The sequence below is a fragment of the Fulvivirga sedimenti genome (genome assembly GCF_020328055.1).
Genome location: NZ_JAIXNE010000004.1, coordinates 1,020,885 through 1,044,681, shown reverse-complemented (window position 1 = coordinate 1,044,681; position 23,797 = coordinate 1,020,885). Strand labels below are relative to the sequence as shown.

19 protein-coding genes are annotated in these 23,797 nt (G+C 45.2%); 7 read left to right on the top strand and 12 right to left on the bottom strand.

Going from position 1 to position 23,797, the window contains the following annotated elements; all coding sequences use genetic code 11:
• The first annotated feature begins 75 nt into the window (after window positions 1–75).
• The 3 genes from LDX50_RS22645 to LDX50_RS22635 are packed head-to-tail and all read left to right on the top strand — an operon-like array spanning window position 76 to window position 3,675.
• Window positions 76–483, top strand: coding sequence for an EVE domain-containing protein (locus tag LDX50_RS22645; RefSeq protein ID WP_225698492.1), 408 nt, complete (start codon window positions 76–78; stop codon window positions 481–483).
• Window positions 484–2,028, top strand: coding sequence for a hypothetical protein (locus tag LDX50_RS22640; protein WP_225698491.1), 1,545 nt, complete (start codon window positions 484–486; stop codon window positions 2,026–2,028). It abuts the gene before it with no gap.
• Between the two features lie 51 nt (window positions 2,029–2,079).
• Window positions 2,080–3,675 (top strand): hypothetical protein, encoded by a 1,596-nt coding sequence (locus tag LDX50_RS22635; protein WP_225698490.1) that lies wholly within the window; start codon window positions 2,080–2,082, stop codon window positions 3,673–3,675.
• On the opposite strand, the gene LDX50_RS22630 is transcribed toward LDX50_RS22635, so the two are convergent.
• On the bottom strand, window positions 3,668–4,648 hold the full coding sequence (locus LDX50_RS22630) for a pyruvate dehydrogenase complex E1 component subunit beta (protein ID WP_225698489.1): 981 nt from the start codon (window positions 4,646–4,648) through the stop codon (window positions 3,668–3,670). The two genes, LDX50_RS22635 and LDX50_RS22630, sit on opposite strands and share 8 nt — an antisense overlap.
• Window positions 4,649–4,771: 123 nt before the next feature.
• Complete coding sequence (locus LDX50_RS22625) at window positions 4,772–6,571, bottom strand: hypothetical protein (protein WP_225698488.1); 1,800 nt, start codon at window positions 6,569–6,571, stop codon at window positions 4,772–4,774.
• 221 nt (window positions 6,572–6,792) lie between these two features.
• Between LDX50_RS22625 and LDX50_RS22620 the strand changes: the two genes are divergently transcribed.
• Window positions 6,793–7,014 carry a PspC domain-containing protein gene (locus LDX50_RS22620; protein WP_225698487.1) on the top strand — a complete coding sequence of 74 codons (222 nt, stop codon included), beginning with the start codon at window positions 6,793–6,795 and terminating at the stop codon, window positions 7,012–7,014.
• Between the two features lie 6 nt (window positions 7,015–7,020).
• On the opposite strand, the gene LDX50_RS22615 is transcribed toward LDX50_RS22620, so the two are convergent.
• The 4 genes from LDX50_RS22615 to hisS are packed head-to-tail and all read right to left on the bottom strand — an operon-like array spanning window position 7,021 to window position 11,738.
• The gene (locus LDX50_RS22615; protein WP_225698486.1) at window positions 7,021–8,049 is read right to left on the bottom strand and encodes a glycosyltransferase family 2 protein; all 1,029 of its coding nucleotides are present in this window, start codon (window positions 8,047–8,049) and stop codon (window positions 7,021–7,023) included.
• The gene (locus tag LDX50_RS22610; protein ID WP_225698485.1) at window positions 8,050–8,382 is read right to left on the bottom strand and encodes a YbaB/EbfC family nucleoid-associated protein; all 333 of its coding nucleotides are present in this window, start codon (window positions 8,380–8,382) and stop codon (window positions 8,050–8,052) included.
• A gap of 47 nt (window positions 8,383–8,429) precedes the next feature.
• On the bottom strand, window positions 8,430–10,331 hold the full coding sequence (locus tag LDX50_RS22605; protein ID WP_225698484.1) for a T9SS type B sorting domain-containing protein: 1,902 nt from the start codon (window positions 10,329–10,331) through the stop codon (window positions 8,430–8,432).
• A 48-nt stretch (window positions 10,332–10,379) separates the two neighbouring features.
• The gene (gene hisS, locus LDX50_RS22600; RefSeq protein ID WP_225698483.1) at window positions 10,380–11,738 is read right to left on the bottom strand and encodes a histidine--tRNA ligase; all 1,359 of its coding nucleotides are present in this window, start codon (window positions 11,736–11,738) and stop codon (window positions 10,380–10,382) included.
• Window positions 11,739–11,875: 137 nt separating this feature from the next.
• Between hisS and LDX50_RS22595 the strand changes: the two genes are divergently transcribed.
• A complete protein-coding gene (locus LDX50_RS22595) occupies window positions 11,876–12,073 on the top strand; it encodes a hypothetical protein (protein ID WP_225698761.1) in 198 nt (65 codons plus the stop codon).
• 61 nt (window positions 12,074–12,134) lie between these two features.
• Here LDX50_RS22595 and LDX50_RS22590 read toward each other — a convergent pair whose 3' ends face one another.
• Window positions 12,135–12,635, bottom strand: coding sequence for a metallophosphoesterase family protein (locus LDX50_RS22590; protein WP_225698482.1), 501 nt, complete (start codon window positions 12,633–12,635; stop codon window positions 12,135–12,137).
• Window positions 12,636–12,733: 98 nt separating this feature from the next.
• Here LDX50_RS22590 and LDX50_RS22585 point away from each other — a divergent pair, with 98 nt between their 5' ends.
• Complete coding sequence (locus tag LDX50_RS22585) at window positions 12,734–13,291, top strand: thioredoxin family protein (RefSeq protein WP_225698481.1); 558 nt, start codon at window positions 12,734–12,736, stop codon at window positions 13,289–13,291.
• Window position 13,292: 1 nt separating this feature from the next.
• Here LDX50_RS22585 and LDX50_RS22580 read toward each other — a convergent pair whose 3' ends face one another.
• The 4 genes from LDX50_RS22580 to LDX50_RS22565 all read right to left on the bottom strand — a co-directional run bounded on the left by LDX50_RS22580 (window position 13,293) and on the right by LDX50_RS22565 (window position 18,771).
• Complete coding sequence (locus tag LDX50_RS22580; protein ID WP_225698480.1) at window positions 13,293–14,924, bottom strand: M1 family metallopeptidase; 1,632 nt, start codon at window positions 14,922–14,924, stop codon at window positions 13,293–13,295.
• Window positions 14,924–16,063, bottom strand: a complete 1,140-nt coding sequence (locus tag LDX50_RS22575; RefSeq protein WP_225698479.1) for a cystathionine gamma-synthase — start codon at window positions 16,061–16,063, stop codon at window positions 14,924–14,926. Before LDX50_RS22575 ends, LDX50_RS22580 begins: the two co-directional genes overlap by 1 nt.
• Before the next feature lie 45 nt (window positions 16,064–16,108).
• Window positions 16,109–17,437: a dihydrolipoamide acetyltransferase family protein gene (locus tag LDX50_RS22570; RefSeq protein ID WP_225698478.1), complete on the bottom strand. Its 1,329-nt coding sequence runs from the start codon at window positions 17,435–17,437 to the stop codon at window positions 16,109–16,111.
• 65 nt (window positions 17,438–17,502) lie between these two features.
• Window positions 17,503–18,771: a competence/damage-inducible protein A gene (locus LDX50_RS22565; RefSeq protein ID WP_225698477.1), complete on the bottom strand. Its 1,269-nt coding sequence runs from the start codon at window positions 18,769–18,771 to the stop codon at window positions 17,503–17,505.
• A gap of 98 nt (window positions 18,772–18,869) precedes the next feature.
• On the opposite strand from LDX50_RS22565, the gene LDX50_RS22560 reads away from it, so the two are divergent.
• Window positions 18,870–19,583 (top strand): DUF4197 domain-containing protein, encoded by a 714-nt coding sequence (locus LDX50_RS22560; protein ID WP_225698476.1) that lies wholly within the window; start codon window positions 18,870–18,872, stop codon window positions 19,581–19,583.
• Here the strand turns inward: LDX50_RS22560 and LDX50_RS22555 are convergent.
• A complete protein-coding gene (locus tag LDX50_RS22555) occupies window positions 19,580–23,773 on the bottom strand; it encodes a S8 family serine peptidase (protein ID WP_225698475.1) in 4,194 nt (1,397 codons plus the stop codon). The two genes, LDX50_RS22560 and LDX50_RS22555, sit on opposite strands and share 4 nt — an antisense overlap.
• Window positions 23,774–23,797 lie beyond the last annotated feature (24 nt).

Here is a 23,797-nt window from a genome sequence, read left to right as displayed (position 1 = left end):
GCGGTATGGTTATTGATGTTATTGATAATTATGTAAATTTAACCAAATGATCTTGGTTGTATCAATAAATAACACATGAACTATTGGTTATTAAAGACAGAGCCGGGCACCTATTCGTGGGATGATTTGTTACGGGATGGAAGGACATTCTGGGACGGCGTTCGAAATTACCAGGCCAGGAATTACATGAAGGAAATGAAATCAGGAGATCTGGCCCTGTATTATCACAGTGTAAATGAAAAACGTATTTTGGGAATTGCCCGGGTGGTGAAGGAATCCTATCAGGATCCATCCACCGATGACGACCGGTGGGTAGCCGTTGATATTGAACCGGAATCCACCTTTGAGAAGCCCGTAACGTTGGCGGACATAAAAGGGAATCCGGCATTATCCAATATGGTGCTGGTCAGAAATTCCAGGCTGTCCGTACAGCCGGTTACCAAAAATGAATTTGACCTGATTATTGAGAAAAGCAAGAATTGAATGTTGAGAACAACTCTGATACTTTTTGCAGGTTTACTGCTTCTAACATTAACAGTTTCAGCGCAGGAGCAGGTAGCGCGCTATGAACAGGAAAAGAAAGACAATGGTGAATACTTCACGGTAATTCCGGGAGGTGAATACGGAATACTGCTGGTGCGCGAAGACAATTCTGTTCGTGGCAGGGAAAACAAATGGATTCTGACCAACCTGGATACTGACCTCGAAGAAAAGTGGACAAGGGAACTGTCCGTTGAGTCAAAATTTGACTTCCGCGCCTATGAGCATTTCAGGAACCACCTGTACATTGTTTTTGTGGAAGCAGATCGTATAGTAAGTGAGTTTCTCATCCTTCAGATCGATCTTGAGTCCGGTAGAATTGTACCCTATGCCATTCAAAATGAGCTGGCATTTGAACTCACCAATATAATCGCTGTACAGGACCGGTTGGTGATGGCAGGATATGTTCGTGAGAGTCCTACAATTCTATCCTACACCGTTAATGATAAGAAATTCGATGTAGTTCCGGGATACTTTACTGCCAAGAGCGATATCATTGATTTGCGGCCCAATATGGACGGGATCACCTATAACATCGTGACCATGGAACGTTCCTATTCTGGATACTTCCTGCGGCTGCGTACCTACAGCTATGATTCCGATATTCTTTTTGAACGTGAAGTACAAATGCGGGATAATTTGCAGATTATTGACGGACTGACACTGGGTTTTGTTAACGGAAATATCGCGATAGCGGGTTCCTACGGATCGCAGAATTCCAACTTTATTCAGGGCCTGTATTTTGCTATAATTAAGCCGGAGGGGCAGGATAATACCGTCAAATACCATGACTTTGGAAATTTTGAACATTTCTTCGACTATACAAGTCCGAGGCGCGCTGAGCGTCTGGAAGAAAAGGCTTCTGAAATGTCGGGCAGAGGGAAGGATATGAAATTAAGTCTTCGGCTTTTCCTTCACAATATGATAGAGGTCAACGGTGAGTATGTTTTGTTTGCAGAGGTCTATGATCAGAATTATCAGCGTGGAAATGTACCTTACTATTATTCCCCGTACGACCGTTTTACTTCCATTTACAATCCATACCGATATCGTTATTTCAGGGAAGCATATCGCGGGTATGATGATATACAGAATACACTGGAATTCGAGTTTTTGGAAGCCATCGTGATAGGTTTGTCTGGTGATGGAGATGTGAAATGGGATAACAGCCTGGTCGTTGAAGACCTGGAGCAAACATCCACTTCAAGCATGGTAGATGCCTATGCCGACAGGAGCTTTGTTCATATGCTTTATAAGCATGAGGAGGAGATCGTTTATAAATCAATTCCCTATTCATCTGTACCGGTCGAAGAGAACTGGATTCCATTACGCCTCGAAAAAGATCAGGATAATATAAAAAGTACCGATGAAGAGACCGGTGGTGTCGGATACTGGTTCAACAATGCCTTTTATGTGTGGGGATTTCACCGGGTTGCCAGTGCCGAAGGAAAACGGAATGTGATTTTTATAAACAAAGTAATTTTTTAAGAACCTTTCGCCTAAGAATTGTTATTCTAATAATGGAATAACAAACAGCCTATGCGATTCATTTTCATTTTGCTGGTAAGTGCAATTGCACTTCAATCCGCCATTGCCCAGGTTAAACAACTCCGGTACGAAACCAATATCTCTTTGCGAAATGAAGATTTTGCGGTTTTTCCGGCTGGAGAAAACGGTCTGGTTTTTTTGAGACAAGTGAGGGGAGAGCACAAGGTTGATTTTTTCGATGTGCAAGTCAATTTACTTGATCCTTTTTTAAGAACCATCGCGACAGATACATTGATTACCGATCCTTCCTTTGAACTGAAACGGGTAATACATGAAAATAAACAAGTGTTTCTTATCTATGAGCAGTCGGAAATAGAGATCCCAAGTTATAAAATAGTTAAAATAGACTTTTCATCCGGCAGGGTACAGCCATTTTCAATTAAAAATGAGTTGCCTTTTGATCTGGTGAAAGCCATGTCTGTTAGGGGCAAAATTTATTTTGGCGGATATGTTCGCGGAGTACCAACAATAATGGTATTTGAAGAAGGTAAATCGACGCTTTCATTACTGCCAGTGAGACCACTAAGTGCTGATTTTCTCGATTTAAGCTTAAATAATGATCAGGAATCAATCAATCTGGTCACTCAGGAAAGAAGCGGTAATGTCATTTTACTTCATGTGACTACATACGGAGGTACTTCAATGCTGTTTCAGAAAACAATTGTAATGCAAAATGAAGCGGTAACTGCACGGTCGCTTGGTTTTATTAACGGGAATATCATCATCGCGGGTACTTACGGATCCAACAAACTTAATTTGACACAGGGAACATTCATGGTATCCGTCCAACCCGGTAAGGATAAGGATGTTGTACATTATCATGGCATAAGTGAATTTGATCATTTTTTTGACTATGCCGATGTTAACCAAAAGGAGCGACTGACAGAGAAGGTAGAGCGCAAGTCGGTCAGCGGCAATGATATAAAGTTCAATAAGGTCCTTTTTGTCAATGATCTTCAACTGGTGGGTGATGAACTGCTGATGGATATAGAGATGTTCCAGTTGGTGCCACGGCAGATTGCGAGACAGAGACGTGTTCGGAATTCGTATGGAAATTTTGGTGGTTCGAGAAGCAACCCACACAATGGATATGGAAACAATGTATTTGCAGATGCCCTATATCCGGATAAATTAAGACTGTTCAGAAAGCTCTTTTTTGAATCTCCCAGTGAAAATGCCGAGGTCATTCCGGAATTTTTGCAACGCTGGTCGGTAGGATTTGATCCTAATGGTTTAGTAAAGTGGGATAATTCCATGGCTGTTCAGGAGCAGGACCGGGCGAGTGCAGCCCCGTTAACTGCCGCTGCCTTTGATGATACTGTACTGAGATATGGGTACAAACACGAAGAAGGCATTGTTTATGCGGAATCTTCCTTTGGTTCAACAAAAGGGGAGGAATTCATTTTCCCACTGGTACTCAAGAATGAGAATGAATCACTCGTTTATGAGCTAAATGATGTGAACGGGCTATGGTCGATCAATAATGACGTTTTTTACGCCTGGGGAAGTCACCGTGTCAAGGGGGATTCCGGGCGCAGAAATGTCATTTATATTAATGCCTTGTTTTTCCCGGAGGTAATTAACTAACGTACATCACACTTTTCACCGCCTCGATCGTTCTCTTTGCATTCGGCAGAATGGCATCAATCAGGGTGGGTGCATAAGGAAGAGGTACATCCATGCTGTTCACACGATGCACAGGGGCATCAAGGAAATCAAAGGCATATTTTTGAACATGATAGGTGATCTCCGAGCTGATCGCTGCTAACGGCCATGCTTCCTCAACGATTACCAGGCGATTTGTCTTTTTTACTGAATTCACCACGGTAGCATAATCCAGCGGACGTACAGAACGCATATCGATCAATTCAGCAGAGATGCCGTCCTTGGCAAGTTCATCAGCCGCTTCGTAAAGAACCTTCATGGTTTTTCCAAATGAGACTATGGTAACGTCCTCTCCCTCGCGTTTGATATCTGCTGATCCGATCGGAATCAGGTATTCGCTTTCAGGGACTTCGCCTTTATCGCCATACATCAATTCTGATTCCATGAAGATAACCGGATCATTGTCGCGAATGGATGACTTTAACAAACCTTTCGCATCGTAAGGGTTCGATGGAACGACTACCTTCAGACCCGGGGTATTCGCATACCAGTTCTCAAAGTTCTGTGAGTGCTGTGAACTTAACATCCCTGCGTTACCGGTAGGTCCGCGAAATACCATAGGTATGTTAAACTGTCCTCCTGACATCGACATCATTTTGGCAGCACTGTTAATAACCTGATCAATGGCTACGAGAGAGAAATTAAACGTCATGAATTCAATGATGGGTCTCAGTCCATTCATTGCGGCACCAACGCCTACGCCTGCAAACCCAAGCTCAGCGATAGGGGTGTCTATTACCCGGTTCGGACCGAATTCATCAAGCATTCCCTGGCTAACCTTGTAAGCGCCATTATATTCGGCCACTTCTTCGCCCATAAGAAACACTTTTTCATCTCGACGCATTTCTTCGCTCATGGCTTCGCCGAGCGCTTCTCTGAATTGAATTTCTCTCATTTTTACCTTTGTTAAACGGTCCCCAAAATTAGGACATCAGCGTAGATTATCAAAAAACAATTTTCGTTAAAATAAAAAAGGCTCTCCTTTACGGAAGAGCCTTTTTTCAGATGTTTTAAACGATTATTTCATCGCGTCAGTCCACTGCGGGTAGCTTCTGTACTGCAGGAACTCAAGGTCGTTCATTGCCTTTTCTTTCAGGCTTGGATCAGCAGAGAATGCTTCCTTCAGGATGGTGGCGATATCATCTTCACCTGCCTGACGGCGGGCAGCTACGATTGCTGTAAGATAAGCAGCTTTACCGTACATCTCATCTTTTTCAGATCCGTAAGTGTTGGTATACTCACCACGAAGGGTCTCGTATGCCTGAGGCCATCTCTTATCAAGAACCTGTGCCAGCGCCTTGTTGAATACGTTCTCTTTAGTTTGAGTAGCATTCGCAAGCGTAGTCTGAGCAGAAGTGTAATCTGCCATCATGATCTCAGCTGCACCCTTAACACCATTCAGACCCTGAGTTACCTCATTAGAAGGACTCATTGAAAGTGCTTTGGTTACATGCTCATGTGCTTTGTAAGGATTGCCATTAGCCAGCGCTACAGAAGCCAGGTTACCATGAACCTCAGCAGTAGGATTCTGATTTGCTGCAATCTCTAACTGAGTTTCAGCCATTTCCATGTATTCTGCACGGCGCGAAGGATTCTGGTTTGCCATTGCGATGTATGTAGCCGCAAGGTTGTTGTGTGCGTTCCAGCTGTCTTCTTTCTGAATAGCCGCCTTGTAAATAGCTTCTTTTTCTGAAAGTGAAGGAGTCATGGATGCAGCATACATCATTTCCTCAGCTGATAATGTATCAGCAGATACGGATCCGCCAACAACCTGCTTCGCAAGAACAGCGATCTCTGCATCTGTTTTCTTTTCCTTTACTGTAAGGATCTCAGTTTTTGCAGTACGCAGTTTAGGATACAGCTCACGGAATACCTTGTTGTATGTGGGCAGTGTATGAAGTTTATCTTCAACCTGCTCGTATGTTCCTCCAGCATTGATGATATTCAACCATGCTGACTTCTCTTCAGAAGAAAGACCATCATACAGGGCCAGGGAATCTTTGAATACAGTCCAGTCTTCAACTACATCCTTAATGATGAAGTTGATGGAATCAGCTTTTCCTTCGTAATCATATTTGTCCATTTCACGACGGTAGAAAGACTCGATTGCCTGGGCACGATTTTTTGCCAGGTTGGAGTTTACACGTTCCGGACCTTCAGGAGAGTGAGTACCTGTGATGGTAACTGTGCGGGTAAGGTTCTTGGCTGCGATGTACGCGTCAAGCTTTTTACCCATATCACCGCTTCTTTCAGAACTGCGCAATACAGAACTTCCCTGGTTGAAATAGAAATTAACCCGGGTAGGGATCAGCTCTTCCTGATTGTTGTAACCGTGATCTGCTTCAGCAGCATAAGCAACCGGAATCACCATTTTAGAAGTTGTGATTAAACCAGGTGCTACGGTCATACGGGGAGTTTCCTTTGTTTTCCCGTTTTTGGGATCGGACGCCACACCCTGTACCTGAAGTTCGCCAGGGTTCATTGCAGGCGAATAAGGGAATGCATAGCTTTTCGACTGCTGAGGAGCTTCTTCCTTGGCGTTAGGGAAATCTTCGGAACGGAATTGAACGGCTTCTAATTCTACTTCGCTTTCTCCATAGTTGTAAAAAGTGCGTACTGTGTACACTTTGTCCTTTTTCAACATTTTAACTGGTAGGTTGGCAGACATGTCAAAAGCTACCGTATCTGCATGTACCTCGAGAGGATTGGGAGAAACAGTGAGGTTTTGATCTTCAGCCATTTTAACCATTTGGTTCAGAGCGCAACCCGAAAGGCCTATCAATCCGAATAGTACAATAGCGTAGAATAATTTTCTCATTGGTTTTTATTTTTAAATGACTGGTTGAATTGTGTAAATATCTTTATTTATTTCCTTAATAAAACATTTGAGTGCAAATTTAACTAAAATTTCAGGAATTTAGAAGGTACAATTGAATAAGTGCATATTATATTTGTGAATGTGCATATATGTCGATCAGTAAACTTTTTAAGGCGTTTAAGTGTATTATAAAATAGACCTTAATTAACTCTTTACCAATTATGCTAAAAAGACTCCAGGATACTTTTGAAGCGCAGGCTTTTGGTGTATGTACACGGATGGGAGAAAAGCTTGGAATATCATCTTCGAGTATTCGAATGTATTTTATATATGCATCTTTCCTGACGTTCGGATCACCTGTTTTAATATACCTGGCACTGGCATTTATTATGAATATGCGCAAACACCTGCGCAGAAGAAATAATGCCGTCTGGTATTATTAAGGAGGTTTAAAACCCCTTAATGGATTTGAGTTGCCGGAAATTGCGACGCCTGCCAACAAAATACTGCAAAACAACACTTCCCTTATATATCACTTGGGTCTCGCTTATGCGCATAAGCGACTGACTCTCGGATCGTTTCTTTCGATTCAGGCTCATTTGTGACCAGAAATCAGCATGGGCCCGGATCACCGAACCTGCATGGCGCCATTGTAAAATGAAAATGAAACGCCAAATAGCTACAAAATCGAATAATACCCGAATGATCATGGTTCTGATCAGTAAATCAGCAGTATAATTTTTATAGAGAAGGCTTAGTCCATTTTTGAAATTAAGGTACGTTTTTTTAGGATTTGACTTGCTCAACGTTCCTCCGCCAACATGGTATACAGTACTGGCTCCCTGGTAATAAACTTTTTTACCCATGCCCCAAAGTCTCCAGCAGAGGTCGATTTCTTCCATGTGCGCAAAAAAATCTTCATCAAGTCCGCCCGATGACAGAAAATCCGAAGACCGAATGAATAAACATGCGCCACTTGCCCAGAAAATTTCCCGTGAATCATCATATTGTCCCTCATCTTTTTCGTAGGACTCAAAGATTCTTCCCCGGCAAAAGGGAAATCCATATTGATCAATGAAACCGCCGCCTGCACCGGCATATTCAAAGGTATTTTTTTGTGAATATGAGAGTATTTTTGGCTGAACAGCGGCAATGGATTCGTTTTCAGCGAATATTTGCAAAACCGGCTCAAGCCAGCCGCTGGTAACTTCCACATCAGAATTCAGAAGGCAAAAGAATTCTGCACTGATTTGCTTCAGAACATGATCATAGCCGCCGCTGTACCCAAGATTCTCCTCCAGTTGAATGATTTCTACGGAAGGATATGCGTCCTTTAGAAATGCCACCGAATCATCTGTAGAGGCATTATCTGCTACAATAATACGCGCCCCTTCACTGTGCATGATGACCGACGGAAGGAACTGTCGCAGATGTTCCTTGCCATTGAAATTTAAAATTACAATTGCCAGGTCTTTCATTTACATCATTCCACTCAGATCCAGTCCGGGAATGTTTGGCATGATTCCTTCTGTACTTTTGCGAATCTCCTCTTTGGCCTGAATTTCTGCTTCATCTGTTGCTTTGTTCACCGCTGCTACAATCAAATCCTGCAGCATTTCGCGATCTTCGTCTTTCATTAGTGACTCATCGATCGTCACCGAAATGAGTTTTTTCTGTCCGTTGACGCGAGCTTTCACCATGCCTGCACCCGATTCAGCTTCCACTTCAATGTCGGCAAGTTTATCCTGGGCTTCCTTCATGCGGGACTGCATTTCCTTAACCTTGCCCATCATTTTCATCATATCGAACATAACCGTATTATTTTGTTATCGCACAAAAGTAGGAATTGTTGGGCTAATTAATGGGAGAGGACTAAAATACTTCCGTCCCTGTTCGTAACACGCCCGGATTCGTCCACAAGCCTTATCTTGATAACATAAGCCCCCTGGGCAACCCGTTCCCCATTATAAAAACCGTTCCAGGGATTATTAATATCCTCACTGTGAAAGATGAGTTCCCCCCATCGGTTGAAAACATCAATTGAATAGGATTGCACATACCGGGCCCGAATCTCGAGCACATCATTGAGCCCGTCACCGTCTGGTGTGAAGGCCTCTGGGAATGCCAGTAAATTTGATTTTGAAAGCTGGATGGTATACGAATATGAAACAGGAATGGATCCGTCATTTGGGAACGCATGTATACGATAGTAAAGAATCTGATCTGGCTGATTGTCTGTTTCTGTAAATGTTGTATCCGATGTTTGCAGTACATTGAAGAAGTTTGTCCCGTCGTACGATTTTTCGACAAAGTAATAGGCAACACCCGTTGAATACCCTTCATATTGGGGCCAGGATATCTGGACCTCATCACGCAAACTAATGGCACCCTGCGGTCGCATTACACAGGCAACGACATTTTCGGTGTTGGCATTACCGCAAAGATCTTCCGGGAAAACCTCATAGCAATATGTCGTAAAACCGGAATTACCCGCCTGCGTATCAACAAACGTCAAATCGGTAGTTGTTCCAATCAATGCAGGCACCTGCGTGTCTCCGCTTCGGTATATATTGAAAATTGTCGACCCCGGGGGAGCTGAATAGTTCCATGTGAGGGTCACTTCATTTCCGTTTGGTACCGTACTGACATGATCAACAGCAGCAGGAGGCAGCTCGTTGTCGGCAAGTATACATATCTCTCCCGAGGTTGAAAGAGCACCGCCGTAAGATGCCTGAAGATTATAACAATAAGTGATCCCGCAATTAATATCAGGATCCTCTAACATTCGTTCGGTATTCATTGCCGACGAAAGAAAAACACCATCTCTGTAAATACTGAAATTTCCCGAGGGTGTATTGGTCGCCCAATCAAGCTGATTAATATTATTCTGATTAAATCCCGAAAGCTGAATGGAGCAAACCTCCTGAGAACTGGCGGCTGGACCGCCGCAGGGGTCTATGGCATCAAGCCGGAAGCAATAATAATTCTCATCGGTCGACAGAAGATCAATGATGTCCGTTGACCGGGTGTCACTGAATTCTTTTAAAAGAGTGTACGGCCCTCCGTTGGTTGCTATATACATCCTGTAAAGGATATCCGCCTGCGTACCAAGCCCGAGTGTGATTTGTTGGTCGCTGGTAACAGCCAGACCTGTTATCTGACCTGCCGGCAGGGAGGGAACAGGGGTGAAGGTACGCATGGCCGGACTGCAATTATTAGCCCATCCTGCATCGAGTCCCTTTACAGTAATGGTGCGTGCCAGACCATCGGGAAAGGTGTGGGTTTGAACCGGAGAATTTACCGGGATGGTGACTACCGGACTTCCGTCGCCATAGTTAATTTCATATTCATCATAATTATCATCCAGTACCTCGAGTGCGATACTGTTTCCGGAACAGGCATAAATCTCAAATGCTGGTGCGGGCTTATCTTCAATGGTGATGGTGATAAAATCAGAAACAGCATCAAACAGGATCTCCATCCGGTATGTCCCGGGATCTGTATACGTGTATTCATAAAAATTCGGCTTAACTTCAAAATTGCCATCCCCATTATAGTCAAAATCACAGGAGCATCCCGCAGTACAGTCGCACGAAGGATTATTGTTGGTGATCGTAATCGTTAATCCCGGGCAACCCCTGATCTCGTCCACCTCATACAACCCGTTCTCACTGGAATACTGGGCCAGTGCCGGGATACCCGAACCAAGCCACAAACAAACAGCAAGACTAAGTGTATATATGAAACGGCTGAAATTCATTCGAAACGGAATATAATTGATTTCAACTAAAACGAATAATAAATCATCTCATTGCGCACCATTAAAACTTATAAGATGTTCAATGATGGCTGACTTCGACAATAGTTCCTGTTCTCCGGATTTCATGTTTTTCAATGAAAATCCGTCTTTTTCCATTTCCGATTCACCGGCTACCAGCACAAAAGGGATATTCTTTTTGTCGGCATAGGAGAATTGCTTTTTCGCTTTGGCCACTTCCGGGTATAACTCGGCGTGAATCCCGGCGGTACGCAATTCCCGGAGGAATTCCAAACCGTACGACCAGGCGTTCTGATCAAATGCCACAATAAGGGCAGTGGTAAAGGTATTGGCCGATTCCGGAAAAAGAGACAACTCCTCCATCACATCATACAGTCGGTCCACACCAAATGAGAACCCAATCCCCGAAAGTCCGGGCAATCCAAATACCCCGGTTAAATCGTCGTACCGGCCGCCTCCGCTCACGCTACCTACACTCACATTATTCACCTTTACTTCGAATATGCAGCCGGTATAATACGATAATCCACGGGCGAGGAGGGGGTCGAAATCGACATGATCCATTCCGGATGACCTGATGAGATCAAAAACCTCACGAACGTCACTGATCCCTGAATTGCCGGAGCCAATGAATTGTTCCATTTTATCGAGGTTTGCTGAAGAATCATTGAGCAGCGGTTTCAGTCGGCTGGTAGATTCTGCGGTAAAGCCGCGTTCGGTGAGTTCCTGAATTACCTTTTCAGAACCTATCTTATCAAGCTTGTCAATGGCCACGCATAATTCAGATTCCTTACCCGGAGCCCCAATGGCCTCTGCGATGGCCTGGAGAATTTTACGATGATTTATTCGAATGCTGTAATCAATAATACCAAGGGCATTGAATACCTCACGTATCATCCAGATCACTTCTGCCTCACAGAGAAGGGAATCAGTTCCAACCACATCTGCATCACATTGCTGAAATTCCCTGTATCGGCCTCGCTGGGGCCGGTCGGCACGCCATACAGGCTGGATCTGATATCGCTTAAAAGGCATGCTGATCTTGTGCTGATTCATTACCACGTATCGAGCAAAAGGTACAGTCAGATCATATTTCAGCCCTTTTTCGCTGATAAGGGAGGCGAAATGCCTGGAGCCATCCCTGTAATCAGATTCAGTTGTACGGGAAAGAAAGTCTCCGCTATTCAGGATTTTATACAATAACTGATCTCCTTCATCACCGTATTTACCAGTAAGAACATCGAGATTCTCCATGGCAGGTGTTTCCAGCGGCATAAATCCGAATTTGCGAAATACCCCGCGGATGATATCCAGAATGTAATTGCGCCTGGCCATTTCTTCCGGGCCGAAATCACGGGTACCTTTCGGTAAGGATGGTTTTGAGCTCATGGAAGCAAAACTACAAAAAAAGTATGAAGCCACAGGCTCAACTTTTCGGCCTGTGATCTGAAAATAGTTGGAGAAGCTTTTAATTAAATTAATTATTCTATTATCTTTGCACCCTTATTTGATCAAAATTCACGGACATGGCGATTACCAGACTTAAGAGAAAAGCAAAGAGAAATAAAACAAGGGCTTCTGTACGTCAGGCCAACATCAAGCGTTTAAATACCAAGCCGGTGATCAAATCGGTAGATGTTGAGGCGATCAAAGAAGAATTCGAAAAGAAATCTTCCAAGCCAGCCAAGAAAGAAACGAAAAAAGAAGACAAGAGCGAGGACTGATCTTCCCCTGATCGGGAATTGCTCCTGTTTATCATATACCCGTCTGAAAAGGCGGGTTTTTTTATGCCCTTTTTCCTAATTCGATTACCTGCAGGTCCGATATGCGTCCGGCCTCCAGGCTGAAGCGCACAAGTGTTGAAATTTTATGAAATCCCTGCTTTCCGGCGGCACCCGGATTAATGTGCAGCAGATTGGGTAAGCCAGGGTCGCGCATGATCTTCAGGATATGGGAATGACCATCAATAAAAAGGTCCGGTTTTTCCTGCTGAATTATTTTACGGACCCGGGGATTGTAACGCGGGGGGTAACCCCCGATATGGGTCATGTACACGCGAACCCCGCCCAGCGTGAAGAAAAGATCTTCCGGGTACCGTACACGAAGGTCTTTGCCGTCAATATTCCCGTAAACAGCCCGTAAAGGCCTGAATTTTTCCAGGTCATCTGCTGCTTCAATCGTGCCAATATCACCGGCATGCCAGATCTCATCACATTCCTGAAAGTATTCCCAGATCTTTGGGTTGAGAAATCCGTGTGTGTCTGATAACAATCCTATCCGTTTCATGTTGAATGCTCAAACGATAGTTTTTAGCAAGGTTAAAGGGAATCCATCACAATCCCATGGTGTATTTCCATATCTTTGGACTTTAAATTTGTAGTGCTATGGCATTAACGCCTTCTAAAATGCTCCCTCTCGGGACCGAAGTACCCGATTTTACATTGCCTGACACGGTTTCAGGGCAAAACCTGTCCTATGCCGATGTGCGTGGGGAAAAAGGAACTCTTGTCATGTTCATTTGCAATCATTGTCCGTACGTTAAACATGTTCAATCTGAACTGGTAAAAATATCTGTGGACTATTCCGGTGAAGGAATCGGCTTTGTTGCCATCAGTTCAAATGACGTGGAGAAATATCCCGAAGATGGTCCGGATCGTATGAGAGAAGTCGCACGTAAATGGGGATATTCATTTCCATACCTTTTCGATGAGACTCAAGGTGTGGCGAAGGATTTTCAGGCGGCCTGTACTCCAGATTTTTATCTTTTCGATCACCAGGATAAACTGGTCTACCGGGGCCAGCTGGATTCATCCCGCCCGGGCAACGGTAAACCACTCGATGGTAAGGATATGCGACAGGCACTCAATGACCTGGTCAACGGGAATCCCGTTAGTGAAAATCAAATCCCAAGCCAGGGATGTAACATTAAGTGGAAATCCTGAATTACTTAATTTCCATCGCACTGACATAATAATCCGGATCAACCGAAAAATCAACATTCAGTTCTGAGACCTCGAAGGTCTGCCAGCTTTCGTTGGCGTTCAGCCGGATGTCCTTCCCGTTTATGGATACATCCACGGGCATGTTGAATCGGTCGATTGTATTATTCCAGCGATAAAAGAGGGTATTGCCCTTACGTGCATATTCGAGTACCGGCACACGAACGTCGCGTAAATATTGGTCAAATACCGGAGCAAGATTTATTCCTGTATGGTTGATCAGGTACGACTCGATCATCTGGGTGGTTACTGTCTGATGGTAGAACTCTTTATTCAGGCCACGCAAAACATCCCTCCAAAGGCTGTCATTATCCACAATCTGCCGGATCATATGCAACATGTTGGCACCCTTGTAATACATATCCCCGGATCCCGACTGGTTCACATTATAAACTCCAATAATGGGTTCTTTATTTTGGATATTCATACGTGTGCCGCGTGTATAGGCTCCCGCTGCCTCGTTTCCAAAATAGTAATCCAGGAATAAATTTTCTGAATACGCTGTGAAACTTTCATGGATCCACATATCTGCGATATCCTTGTAGGTGATATTATTGGCAAACCATTCGTGTCCGGATTCATGGACGATGATAAAATCAAATTTCAGTCCCCATCCACTCCCGCTCAGGTCACGGCCCCGATACCCGTTTTGAAAACCATTTCCATAGGTTACCGAACTTTGATGTTCCATACCCAGGTAGGGGACCTGAACAAGCTTAAACCCATCCTCATAGAACGGATAGGGCCCGAACCAGTGTTCAAAGGCTGCCATCATCCTGGGTGCCTCCCTGAACTGCTCCCGGGCCGCTTTTTCGTCTTTAGGCAATACGTAATAGTCCATGGTAAGCGGACCGTTCTCTCCTTCGTATGTCTCTGAAAAATGTACATAATCGCCGATATTGATGTTCACCCCGTAATTATTGATCGGGTTCTCAACAAACCAGTGATATTTAGTGAATTTCTTTCCCTTTTCAACTTTTCTCAGTCTTCCGTTGGATACATCCATTAATCCCTTCGGAACCGCAACACTGATCAGCATGCTGTCGGGTTCATCATACATATGATCTTTGCATGGCCACCAGAGGCTGGCACCGTCCCCCTGGCAGCTGCTGGCAACAAAAGGATTGCCTTTTTCATCCCGCTGCCACGTAATGCCGCCGCTCCAGGGTGGGTTGGGACTCGTACGGGGCTTGCCTTCATAAAGTACTTTAACCGTTCCGATTGTCCCAATCCCTTGATTTTTCAATCCGTCAATAAAATAGGCATTACCATCCTGACGAAAGGAAAGGACATTTCCATTCTGCTCAACGCCGGTAATTCTTAAGGGTGGCTGAAGATCAATCTGCATTGCAGTTACATCTCCCAGCACTTTGTAGGTAACGGTATTGCTCCCCTTGATGGTTGAATCTGAAGGGTCAACCGTAATATCAAGATGATAGTAAACAAGGTCCCACCAGGCTCTTTCAGGGGTGATGGAGCCGCGAAGTGTATCCTGTCTCGTGAAATTTTGTCCCATCCCGTTAAATGACAACAGGAGGAGAATCAGTACGACCGGATATAGGCTTTTTTTAATCATCAGGAAAGGGCTTGTTCAAGATCTGCGATAAGGTCATCCGCATCCTCAACACCAACGCTTAAACGAATCAGCGAATCTACCAGTCCGACCTTCAGCCGTTCTTCTTTTGGAATACTGGCATGTGTCATGGTTGCCGGATGATTTGCCAGTGATTCTACGCCCCCAAGGGATTCAGCCAGTGAGAAATAATGGAACTTTTCCATAACGCGGAAAGCGTCATCCTGATTTCCATTCACCAGGGTGAAGGAAATCATACCTCCAAATCCGCGCATTTGTTCTTTTGCAACGAGGTGATTGGGATGATCCTCAAATCCAGGCCAGTATACTTTTTCAACACGGGGATGATTCTTCAGGTAATGAGCTATCTTTTCGCCATTCTCACAATGCCGGTCCATCCGTAAATGCAATGTCTTGATTCCTCGCAAAACCAGAAAACAGTCCTGCGGTCCGGGGGTTGCCCCGCAAGAGTTCTGAATGAAAGCTAAATCTTCCTGAAGTTTCGGATCATTCACCACAAGGGCACCCATTACGACATCTGAATGCCCGGCAAGATATTTTGTTACAGAATGCATCACGATATCGGCACCCAGGTCAAGCGGACTCTGAAGATAAGGGGTTGCAAAAGTGTTATCCACCGCTACCAGGATATTATTTTTCTTTGCCAGTTCTACGACTTTTGCAATATCAATCACGTTCATCATTGGATTGGTGGGGGTCTCCAGCCAGATGAGCCGGGTATTTTCATTGATATGGTGAGTGATTTCGTTTACATCATTCATTCCGGTAAAGTGAAACCGAATTCCATATTTTTCGAAGACTTTTTTGAAAATCCGGTAAGTACCGCCATACAGGTCGTTGGCAGCGATCACTTCATCACCGGGCTTCAGTAATTTTATCACTGCGTCGATAGCGGCCAGCCCGGAAGCAAAACATAATCCGAATTTCCCGTTCTCCAGGGCGGCGATGCTGTTTTGAAGCGCCGTGCGTGTGGGATTATGGGTTCTTGAATATTCATAGCCCTTGTGTTTACCAGGGGATGCCTGAACATAAGTGCTGGTTTGGAAAATAGGGGTCATGATGGCCCCGGTTGAGGGATCAGGTTCCACCCCTGCATGAATTGCTTTGGTTCCGAATTTCATATAAAAAAGATAAAAGGAGGGGAGAAATGCCCCTCCGTACAATAATTAAACAGATGTGTTGGGATCAAACCGCTCCAGGTAGTCGGCCACGCGTCTTACGACCATTCCTCCCAGCGAGCCATCAACCACGCGGTGGTCATAGCTGTGTGAAAGAAACATTTTATGTCGGATTGCAATGGCATCTCCATGGGGAGTTTCCACAACAGCCGGCTTTTTGGTAATAGCCCCCAGTGCCAGGATCGCAACCTGCGGCTGCATGATAATGGGCGTACCCATTACGTTTCCGAATGATCCGACATTTGAAATGGAGAATGTTCCGCCGGAAAGTTCATCCGGCTTAAGCTGGTTATTTCGTGCCCTCTTTGCCAGATCGTTCACCTTTTTTGCCAGCCCGGTAATGTTGTATTGATCTGCATTGTGGATAACGGGAACGATCAGGTTTCCACTGGGAAGCGCCACAGCCAATCCGATGTTGATATCACGCTTCTTGATGATTCGGTCTCCATCTACCTGGATGTTGATCATCGGATAATCCTTGATCGCCTTTACGACTGCGTCGATGAAAATGGGTGTGAAGGTAAGGTTGTCGCCTTCACGTTTTTTGAATTCATTCTTATTCCGGTTTCTCCAGAAAACGATCTCGGTTACGTCGGCCTCCACAAAGGATGTCACATGCGGGGAAATTCGCTTTGAATCAACCATTCGCTGGGCGATCATTTTACGCATGCGATCCATTTCAATGATCTCATCCTCCCCGCTTACAGAAATATTTACTTTCGGAGCAGGTGATGACGATTGTACAGACGTCTGTGCGGGAGCTGGGGCAGTGAGCGTACTCACTTCGCTGCCTCTTGTTTCCAGGTATGACAGGATGTCCTGTTTCGTTACACGGCCTTCTTTGCCGCTTCCGGGGATTCGTTCCAGCTCATCTTTCCCTATACCCTCTTCCCGTGCGATATTTTTTACCAGTGGAGAGTAGAAACGACCATTTGAATTTGATGGAACGTCCTGTCCGTTGCTCGCACTGCCGTTGGATACGACAGCTGCAGCAGGTTTGCTCTCGACAACCGGTTGTTTTTCCACAGCAGGTGCTTCTGCCGGTGGTGCAGGTTTGGACTCTGATTTTTCTTCTTTTTCTGTGGTGATGATTGCAATGGGGTTTCCCACCGGTACCACGTCTCCCTCATTTGCAAGAATTTTTGTGAGCACCCCGCCGTGGGTGGAAGGTACTTCGGTATCTACCTTGTCGGTCGCAACTTCCAGTACACTTTCATCTTCCTCAATAGTATCACCTTCTTTTTTTAACCAGGTGAGTACGGTTGCTTCCATTATGCTTTCACCCATTTTGGGCATAATTAACTCTACTTGTGCCATTCTAACGTGTTTTGATTTACAAAACTCAAGTCATTTCCGGATAATCCGACTGTAAATTTACTATTTTACTCTGTTACTTCAATCGTTTTCGATAATCTTATACGAATCATGTTTAATACCGCAACAGCGGTTGCCCTGATATTCACATCACGGTCTTTCCAAAGCTGTAATTTGCGTGCATAGGCCTCTTTTCCATCGTCATAAGCAATCCAAACAGTGCCCACGGGTTTCTCGGGAGTGCCTCCTCCGGGTCCTGCAATGCCGGTTGTTGATACACCGATTTTGGCTCCTGTTCTTTTCCGGATTCCGGCAGCCATTTCAAGGGCCGTTTCTTCGCTAACAGCTCCATGATCAAGCAACGTTTGATGCTGAACTCCCAGCAGGGCTTCCTTTATTGTATTCTCATAGGCAATGACAGACCCTACATAATATTCAGAGCTTCCTGGAACCGAAGTGATGAGATGGGAGAGATATCCACCTGTACAGCTTTCGGCAGTGGCGATTGTACAGCATTGATCACACAACATCCGACCGATCACTTCCTGAATCTCATCTCCGTTAAACCCATAAATGAAGTTTCCGGCCAAAGGCTTTAATTTTTCAATCTGTTCAGCAACCTGTTCCTCCAACACACTTCTGTCGGTCCCAAATGCTGTGAGGCGAAGTTTTACCTGGCCAAGGCTGGGCAGATAGGCGAGCCTGATATTTTCAGGTAATGCATCTTCCCAGTCCTGAATTTTACTGGCAAGCCATGATTCACCAATCCCGATGGTCTTGATCAGCTTATGATAGATCACTGCGGTTTCGAACACTTCGTGCAAGCGTGGAATGACCGTATCGGTCATCATTTTTTTCATTTCATGGGGAACTCCCGGCATCGACACAAAAACCTTTCCGTCACGATGGAACCACATTCCCGGCGCTGTACCAAGTTTGTTTTCCACAACCTCACAGCATACGGGTAAGGTGGCCTGAAGCTCATTTACAGGGGTAAGTTCCAGGCCCTTGGACTGAAAAAACTCCGATACCTGACGCAGTGCATCGGGATTCGGCTCCATCGGACAATCAAAATACCTGGCGAGAAGAGGCTTTGTAAGGTCATCTTTGGTAGGCCCCAAACCCCCTGTGATCAGGACGATATCAGCCCGGTCTTCTGCTTCCCGGAAAGCCCGGAGGATATCTGACTCGTTGTCACCAACCGTCGTTTTTTGTGTAATGCGTATACCTGCGCGATCCAGCACATCACTGATCCACTGGCTGTTAGTGTCCAGTATTTGTCCGTACAGAATTTCATCACCAATGGTGAGAATTTCGGCCTTTATTATTTCATCCATTACATTCCTGGTTACTTCAATACTTTAACAAATATCCATGATTGCCCATTAATTTTGGTCTGGAATTTGATATTTACACAACAATCAACAATACAAACATGAAGAATTACCTGCTGTTATTCATATTTTTTACGGTCTCCTGTACTTCCGCACAGATTAATCAAACCCTTGGTGATATCAACAATACCATTAGCGGGGGCGGTATTACCGAAAGTGATGTGGCTATGGGCCTCAAGGAAGCACTTATCAAAGGAGTTCAGGAAAGCGGTGAAATGGCAGGTGTTCCGGACGGCTTTCTAAAGCGTCCTGAAATCAAAATACCGTTTCCTGAAGACGTACAGAAAGTTGAAATACGACTTAGACAAATCGGTCTGGGCGGTGAGGTCGACAGATTTGTGGAATCGATGAATCATGGTGCTGAGGATGCAGCCGCACTGGCTGTGCCGATTTTCGAAAGGGCTGTAAGGGAAATGACCGTTCAGGATGCCTGGGGAATCCTCAAAGGGAATGATGACGCCGCAACAATCTATCTTCGTGAAAAGACGTCTGATCAGCTTTATGTTGCCTTCAAGCCGGTAGTAGAGAGCTCTCTTGAAAAGGTAAATGCTACAAGGTATTACGGGGACATCATTAATACCTACAATAAAATTCCGCTCGTTCAAAAAGTAGATCCCGACCTGAATTCATACGTTACCCGGAAGGCAATGGACGGACTGTTCTACCTGATTGCCCAGGAGGAGAAGAAGATCCGTGAAGACCCGCTGGAGCGTACTTCTGATTTACTGAAGAAGGTATTCAGAATGCAGGATTAACGGGTGATCATTACCTTTTTATAGAAATTCCCAAGATCGGTTTGTATCATGAAAATGTAAACCCCTGCCGGGATTGCTTCAACTGATAAACGGGAATCAGGATTTAACCACGTTCTGATTACTTTGCCGTGGAGATCAAGCATATTGATTTGCCGTAAAGCCGGCAGACTGATATTGAGATACCGGCTTGCAGGATTTGGGAAAACAGCGCCTTCAATCTCCTGAAAATCATCCAGGCCGGTGATGTTAACTACTTCCAGCGCCTGACTGTAAATGTCTGTACAACCAAGATCATTTGAAACCACAAGTTCGATCAGATAGCTGCCGGGATTAGTGAAGGTGTAGCGAAGCTCATTTTCCATGCTTTCCTCGACTCCGTTGATAAACCAGGTAGCCGTATTTGCTGTGTTCTCCGGTACCAGTACCAGTGGCGTGCCAAACGCCATATTGAAAGGCGCGGGTGGCAGTTCAAAGAATGCATTCGCCTGTGAAATTTCTATGGTTGCTGTCGCAGCGTCGCTTTCCAGAAGTCCTGAGGCATCCCTGACGAGGAATACGGTATCAGATAAAATGTTGCTGATATTGAACGAGTTGCCTTTATGCAGAAGGATATTATCGGTGGTGTAGAAATGATAGAACGAATTCCCCGGAGTCAGCAAATAATCACTTCCGGCACAAATGACATCCGACGAGGGAATGGGACCTGGAGATGAAGTCGGGTTAAAGAATTGCTCAGCACGACCCGTACAGCCGTCAATATTTGATACTTCGTGGATGATTGTGAAATTAGAGTTACCCTGATAATTATAGCTCACCTGCGGTCCAAAGCCTATCCATTCTTCAGGGGCACCGTCGGGGCGGACGTACCAATTGATATTTGGACTTTGGGAGCTGCTGGTAAAATGCAGCAGCGAAATGGTGGCCAGGTTCGTACTGTCCTGTGACCACTGAAATTGAGTGGTCAAATCAGATTTGTCAAATTCAATACGTGCCGGCAGACTCTCCAGTCCGCCCGGAGCAGTTTGCGTAAGGAAAAGAACAGAGTCATTATCGATATTGACAAATGAGAAACTATCCGATTCCCCTAACAATCCGGTCATACCTTCATCTTTGTAGAGACGGTATATAAAATTATTCAGCGCTGGGATCTCCAAAGAAAGATCGCTGCAACCATTCACATAGGCTTCCTGTGGCCTCGGCGTACGGACGATTACCGGCAGGGTTCGCGTAATTTGCTCTTTGCAACCGATAGCATTGGTTGTTTCCAGGGTGATATTCATGATCCCCTCCGTTGTAAAATGAATTGCAGGGGAAGATTTTACCGAAGAAAACCCGTTGGAAAAGGTCCAATTCCATGATGTTGCGCGGTTGCTGATATCTGTAAACTGAACCAGTGTTCTGTTATTCTCGTCGAGAATGACAGTGTCAGGATCCATGGTAAAATTCGTATTCATCAAACTCTTACGAATCGGAATGCGGAAGATGTCACTCTCAATGTTGTTCACGACCGATGTGGCAAATATGGCGTTCAGTGTATCGAGTCCGGGTGAGGAAATTTCGGTGCCGGTACTTATCAGTTGGGTGGCTTCCGGGTCTTTGTAGAAATTAAAAACATCACCCGGCGGATTGACCAAAGGTACATCTCCCGGACAGTATTCGGCCGTGTAGAGAATAGGCGGACTGTTTCGGAACGACTCATATTGATCTCTCGCCTGACGAATATTACTGATCAGTTGATCCAGGGTGGTGGCTGCTGATATTGCAATGGCAATGTTTTCACCAGATTTAGCATTAAGAACTGATAAACGGGAGATAAGCATTGATGCTACGTCGTTGCCACCGCCCTGAACTCCGGATTCCTGTTTGGGATCAGGATCATACAGCAGATTTATCTTTACTTCATCGGTGATTGTTCCGGGTAAATCTGAAATATTGCCATTGGCATTCCGCTTATCAATGGCATGGTGATATCCGCCCGGACCCCGGATCAGGGCAATTCCACTGAATAGATTTCCTTCGTTGTTCTCAGTAACGCTGATATTCAGACTGTCGATCCAGCTGGTTTTATTCAGTGAAGCATCAGTCAGTTCAAAGTCCGCGAAAAGTCCGACAGCCACATCTTCAAGATTAGTGGTCCCGGTATTCGTAACCCTGTATTCCAGGACAACGGCATCACCATCCGACCAGCTCATCATTTCCTGTTCCACTTCGATATTCAATTGACTCGCTGCGTTATCTGACCTGAATGTACTCACGGCATAAGTGTCGGCGATGGAATTTTGCCGAAGTTTGATTGGAATATTATTGCTGAAATCATAATCACGAAATGGAAGAATCAGATTGCCAGGCAGGTTGTCAGCAACAATTCCGTCGGAGGAGATCAGCAGGGCGATATTCTGCAGAATCGTTTCATTTTTAAAAGTAATTCCTTCGCCATTAAAGAAAAGATCAGCCGCATAGCCCAGATTTCCATTTCCGGCAATTGAAACTGCCAGGTCACCGCTTTGAACGTTGACCCAGTCGGGAGATGTATGGATAGTAAAGTGCTCAAAATCTGAATATGTCCCATCCTTATATTCCAGGGTCAAATGAATCGATTCATCTGCCGGTGTGTTTTCGGCCAGAACAACAATAAACTCCTTTTGAGGAGACTTTGCTTCAAGTGTATTGATCACCCCGAAATTCATAGTATTTTCTACGATTGTCACATATTGAGACGTGGATTTTAAAGTGACTCCAAGATTATTGGTTCGATAAAGGTAATTGGTCAATTCAGGTTTGATCCGAACACTATCCCCGTAGAACACGGTTGGTCCGGCACCATTATTCACATTCAGATTTGAAATTCTAACGGCGGGGGAGGTGATATTTGCCAGTGCCGCAAACATATTAAGTCTGCCTTTTCCAAGAAATTGCGAGTATGGCTGATTCCCGGGAAGGTCATCAATGGGATCCGTATTGACGCGAACCCTTTCCATTGCCTGCAGTGCGTTTAGCTGCGGAAATCGGGCTCTTACCAGTGCCACCGCACCGGCCACCTGGGGTGCTGAAAGAGAGGTTCCCTGTTTCCGGATGTATGAGTTTCCGCCGTCGGTGGTGAGGATAGACAAGCCAGGAGCCGTGAGATCAATATTTCGACTGTAAGTACTCCAGGATGTTTTTTTATCTGTAAAATCTGTGGAGGCCACCGATAATACGTGCCTGAAAGAGGCGGGATAAAAATCGCGCAGTCCGTCTGTATTTCCTGACGCTGCCACGATGGCGACATCCTTCACCAGCACGGCATAGTCTATTACATCCTGCCCGAATTGCGAGAAGGACCCTTCAGAACCCCAGGAGAGGTTGATCACGTCACATCCCAGGTCTGCAGCAAGCGCAATAGCCTCATATCCCTTGCTGAAATTGTTGCTGTTGCTTTTGAATATTTTCAAAGGCATAATTTTAGTGTAGTAACCTGTGCCGGATATGCCGGTATTATTGTTGGTACTTGCGCTGCTCACTCCGCTTACCCATGTTCCATGCGGATCCGTATCATCCGAAGGATTGTTGTCATCATCCGAAATATCCCAACCCCTCCGGTTATCTACCAGGCCGTCTCCGTCGTCGTCGATACCGTTTACAGGATCATCATGATTGATGGCGATATTATCCACCAGGTCTGGATGGTCAAGACTTATTCCGCTGTCCAGAATTCCGATCACCAGGGTGCTGTCCCCTTTTTCGAGCGCCCACGCGTCGCGGGCCCGGATCACATCGATATGTTCCTGGTCGGCCGTAAGCGGATCGTTGGGTGTATGCAGTGGCTCGAACAGATAGTATGGCTCGGCATACAGGATATCCTTGCGGCCATTCAACTCCTCCATGACCTCTTTGAGATCATTGGGATCATTCAGTTCGATAAAATAAATATCCGAAAGCGGATGCTGTGCACTTTTCGCTGCTGCAGATGATTTGATCCAGGGCAATGCAGGGTTTATCTCCCTTACTTTTTCAGCGCTGATTACCCTTCCCCCGGATGATTTTGATTTAGATGTGAGTATGCCGGGATCTACTCCCGGGGTAGTACGAATTACGATTCGACCTGGAAGTGTTTCTGCTTTCTCCTGCGCCATCGACTGCATACCCAAACCAAAGGTAAGGGTGATGATCAGGAGTAGTCTCCAGGGAATACGATTCACTATGTTGAGCATAGGATAAGTCAAAGCAGAGAGACA

Excerpts from the sequence above, each read along its gene's own strand:
- LDX50_RS22645 (WP_225698492.1), top strand. The coding sequence starts at position 76 with ATGAACTATTGGTTATTAAAGACAGAGCCGGGCACCTATTCGTGGGAT.
- LDX50_RS22640 (WP_225698491.1), top strand. The coding sequence starts at position 484 with ATGTTGAGAACAACTCTGATACTTTTTGCAGGTTTACTGCTTCTAACA.
- LDX50_RS22635 (WP_225698490.1), top strand. The coding sequence starts at position 2,080 with ATGCGATTCATTTTCATTTTGCTGGTAAGTGCAATTGCACTTCAATCC.
- LDX50_RS22630 (WP_225698489.1), bottom strand. The coding sequence starts at position 4,648 with ATGAGAGAAATTCAATTCAGAGAAGCGCTCGGCGAAGCCATGAGCGAA.
- LDX50_RS22625 (WP_225698488.1), bottom strand. The coding sequence starts at position 6,571 with ATGAGAAAATTATTCTACGCTATTGTACTATTCGGATTGATAGGCCTT.
- LDX50_RS22620 (WP_225698487.1), top strand. The coding sequence starts at position 6,793 with ATGCTAAAAAGACTCCAGGATACTTTTGAAGCGCAGGCTTTTGGTGTA.
- LDX50_RS22615 (WP_225698486.1), bottom strand. The coding sequence starts at position 8,049 with ATGAAAGACCTGGCAATTGTAATTTTAAATTTCAATGGCAAGGAACAT.
- LDX50_RS22610 (WP_225698485.1), bottom strand. The coding sequence starts at position 8,382 with ATGTTCGATATGATGAAAATGATGGGCAAGGTTAAGGAAATGCAGTCC.
- LDX50_RS22605 (WP_225698484.1), bottom strand. The coding sequence starts at position 10,331 with ATGAATTTCAGCCGTTTCATATATACACTTAGTCTTGCTGTTTGTTTG.
- hisS (WP_225698483.1), bottom strand. The coding sequence starts at position 11,738 with ATGAGCTCAAAACCATCCTTACCGAAAGGTACCCGTGATTTCGGCCCG.
- LDX50_RS22595 (WP_225698761.1), top strand. The coding sequence starts at position 11,876 with ATGGCGATTACCAGACTTAAGAGAAAAGCAAAGAGAAATAAAACAAGG.
- LDX50_RS22590 (WP_225698482.1), bottom strand. The coding sequence starts at position 12,635 with ATGAAACGGATAGGATTGTTATCAGACACACACGGATTTCTCAACCCA.
- LDX50_RS22585 (WP_225698481.1), top strand. The coding sequence starts at position 12,734 with ATGGCATTAACGCCTTCTAAAATGCTCCCTCTCGGGACCGAAGTACCC.
- LDX50_RS22580 (WP_225698480.1), bottom strand. The coding sequence starts at position 14,924 with ATGATTAAAAAAAGCCTATATCCGGTCGTACTGATTCTCCTCCTGTTG.
- LDX50_RS22575 (WP_225698479.1), bottom strand. The coding sequence starts at position 16,063 with ATGAAATTCGGAACCAAAGCAATTCATGCAGGGGTGGAACCTGATCCC.
- LDX50_RS22570 (WP_225698478.1), bottom strand. The coding sequence starts at position 17,437 with ATGGCACAAGTAGAGTTAATTATGCCCAAAATGGGTGAAAGCATAATG.
- LDX50_RS22565 (WP_225698477.1), bottom strand. The coding sequence starts at position 18,771 with ATGGATGAAATAATAAAGGCCGAAATTCTCACCATTGGTGATGAAATT.
- LDX50_RS22560 (WP_225698476.1), top strand. The coding sequence starts at position 18,870 with ATGAAGAATTACCTGCTGTTATTCATATTTTTTACGGTCTCCTGTACT.
- LDX50_RS22555 (WP_225698475.1), bottom strand. The coding sequence starts at position 23,773 with ATGCTCAACATAGTGAATCGTATTCCCTGGAGACTACTCCTGATCATC.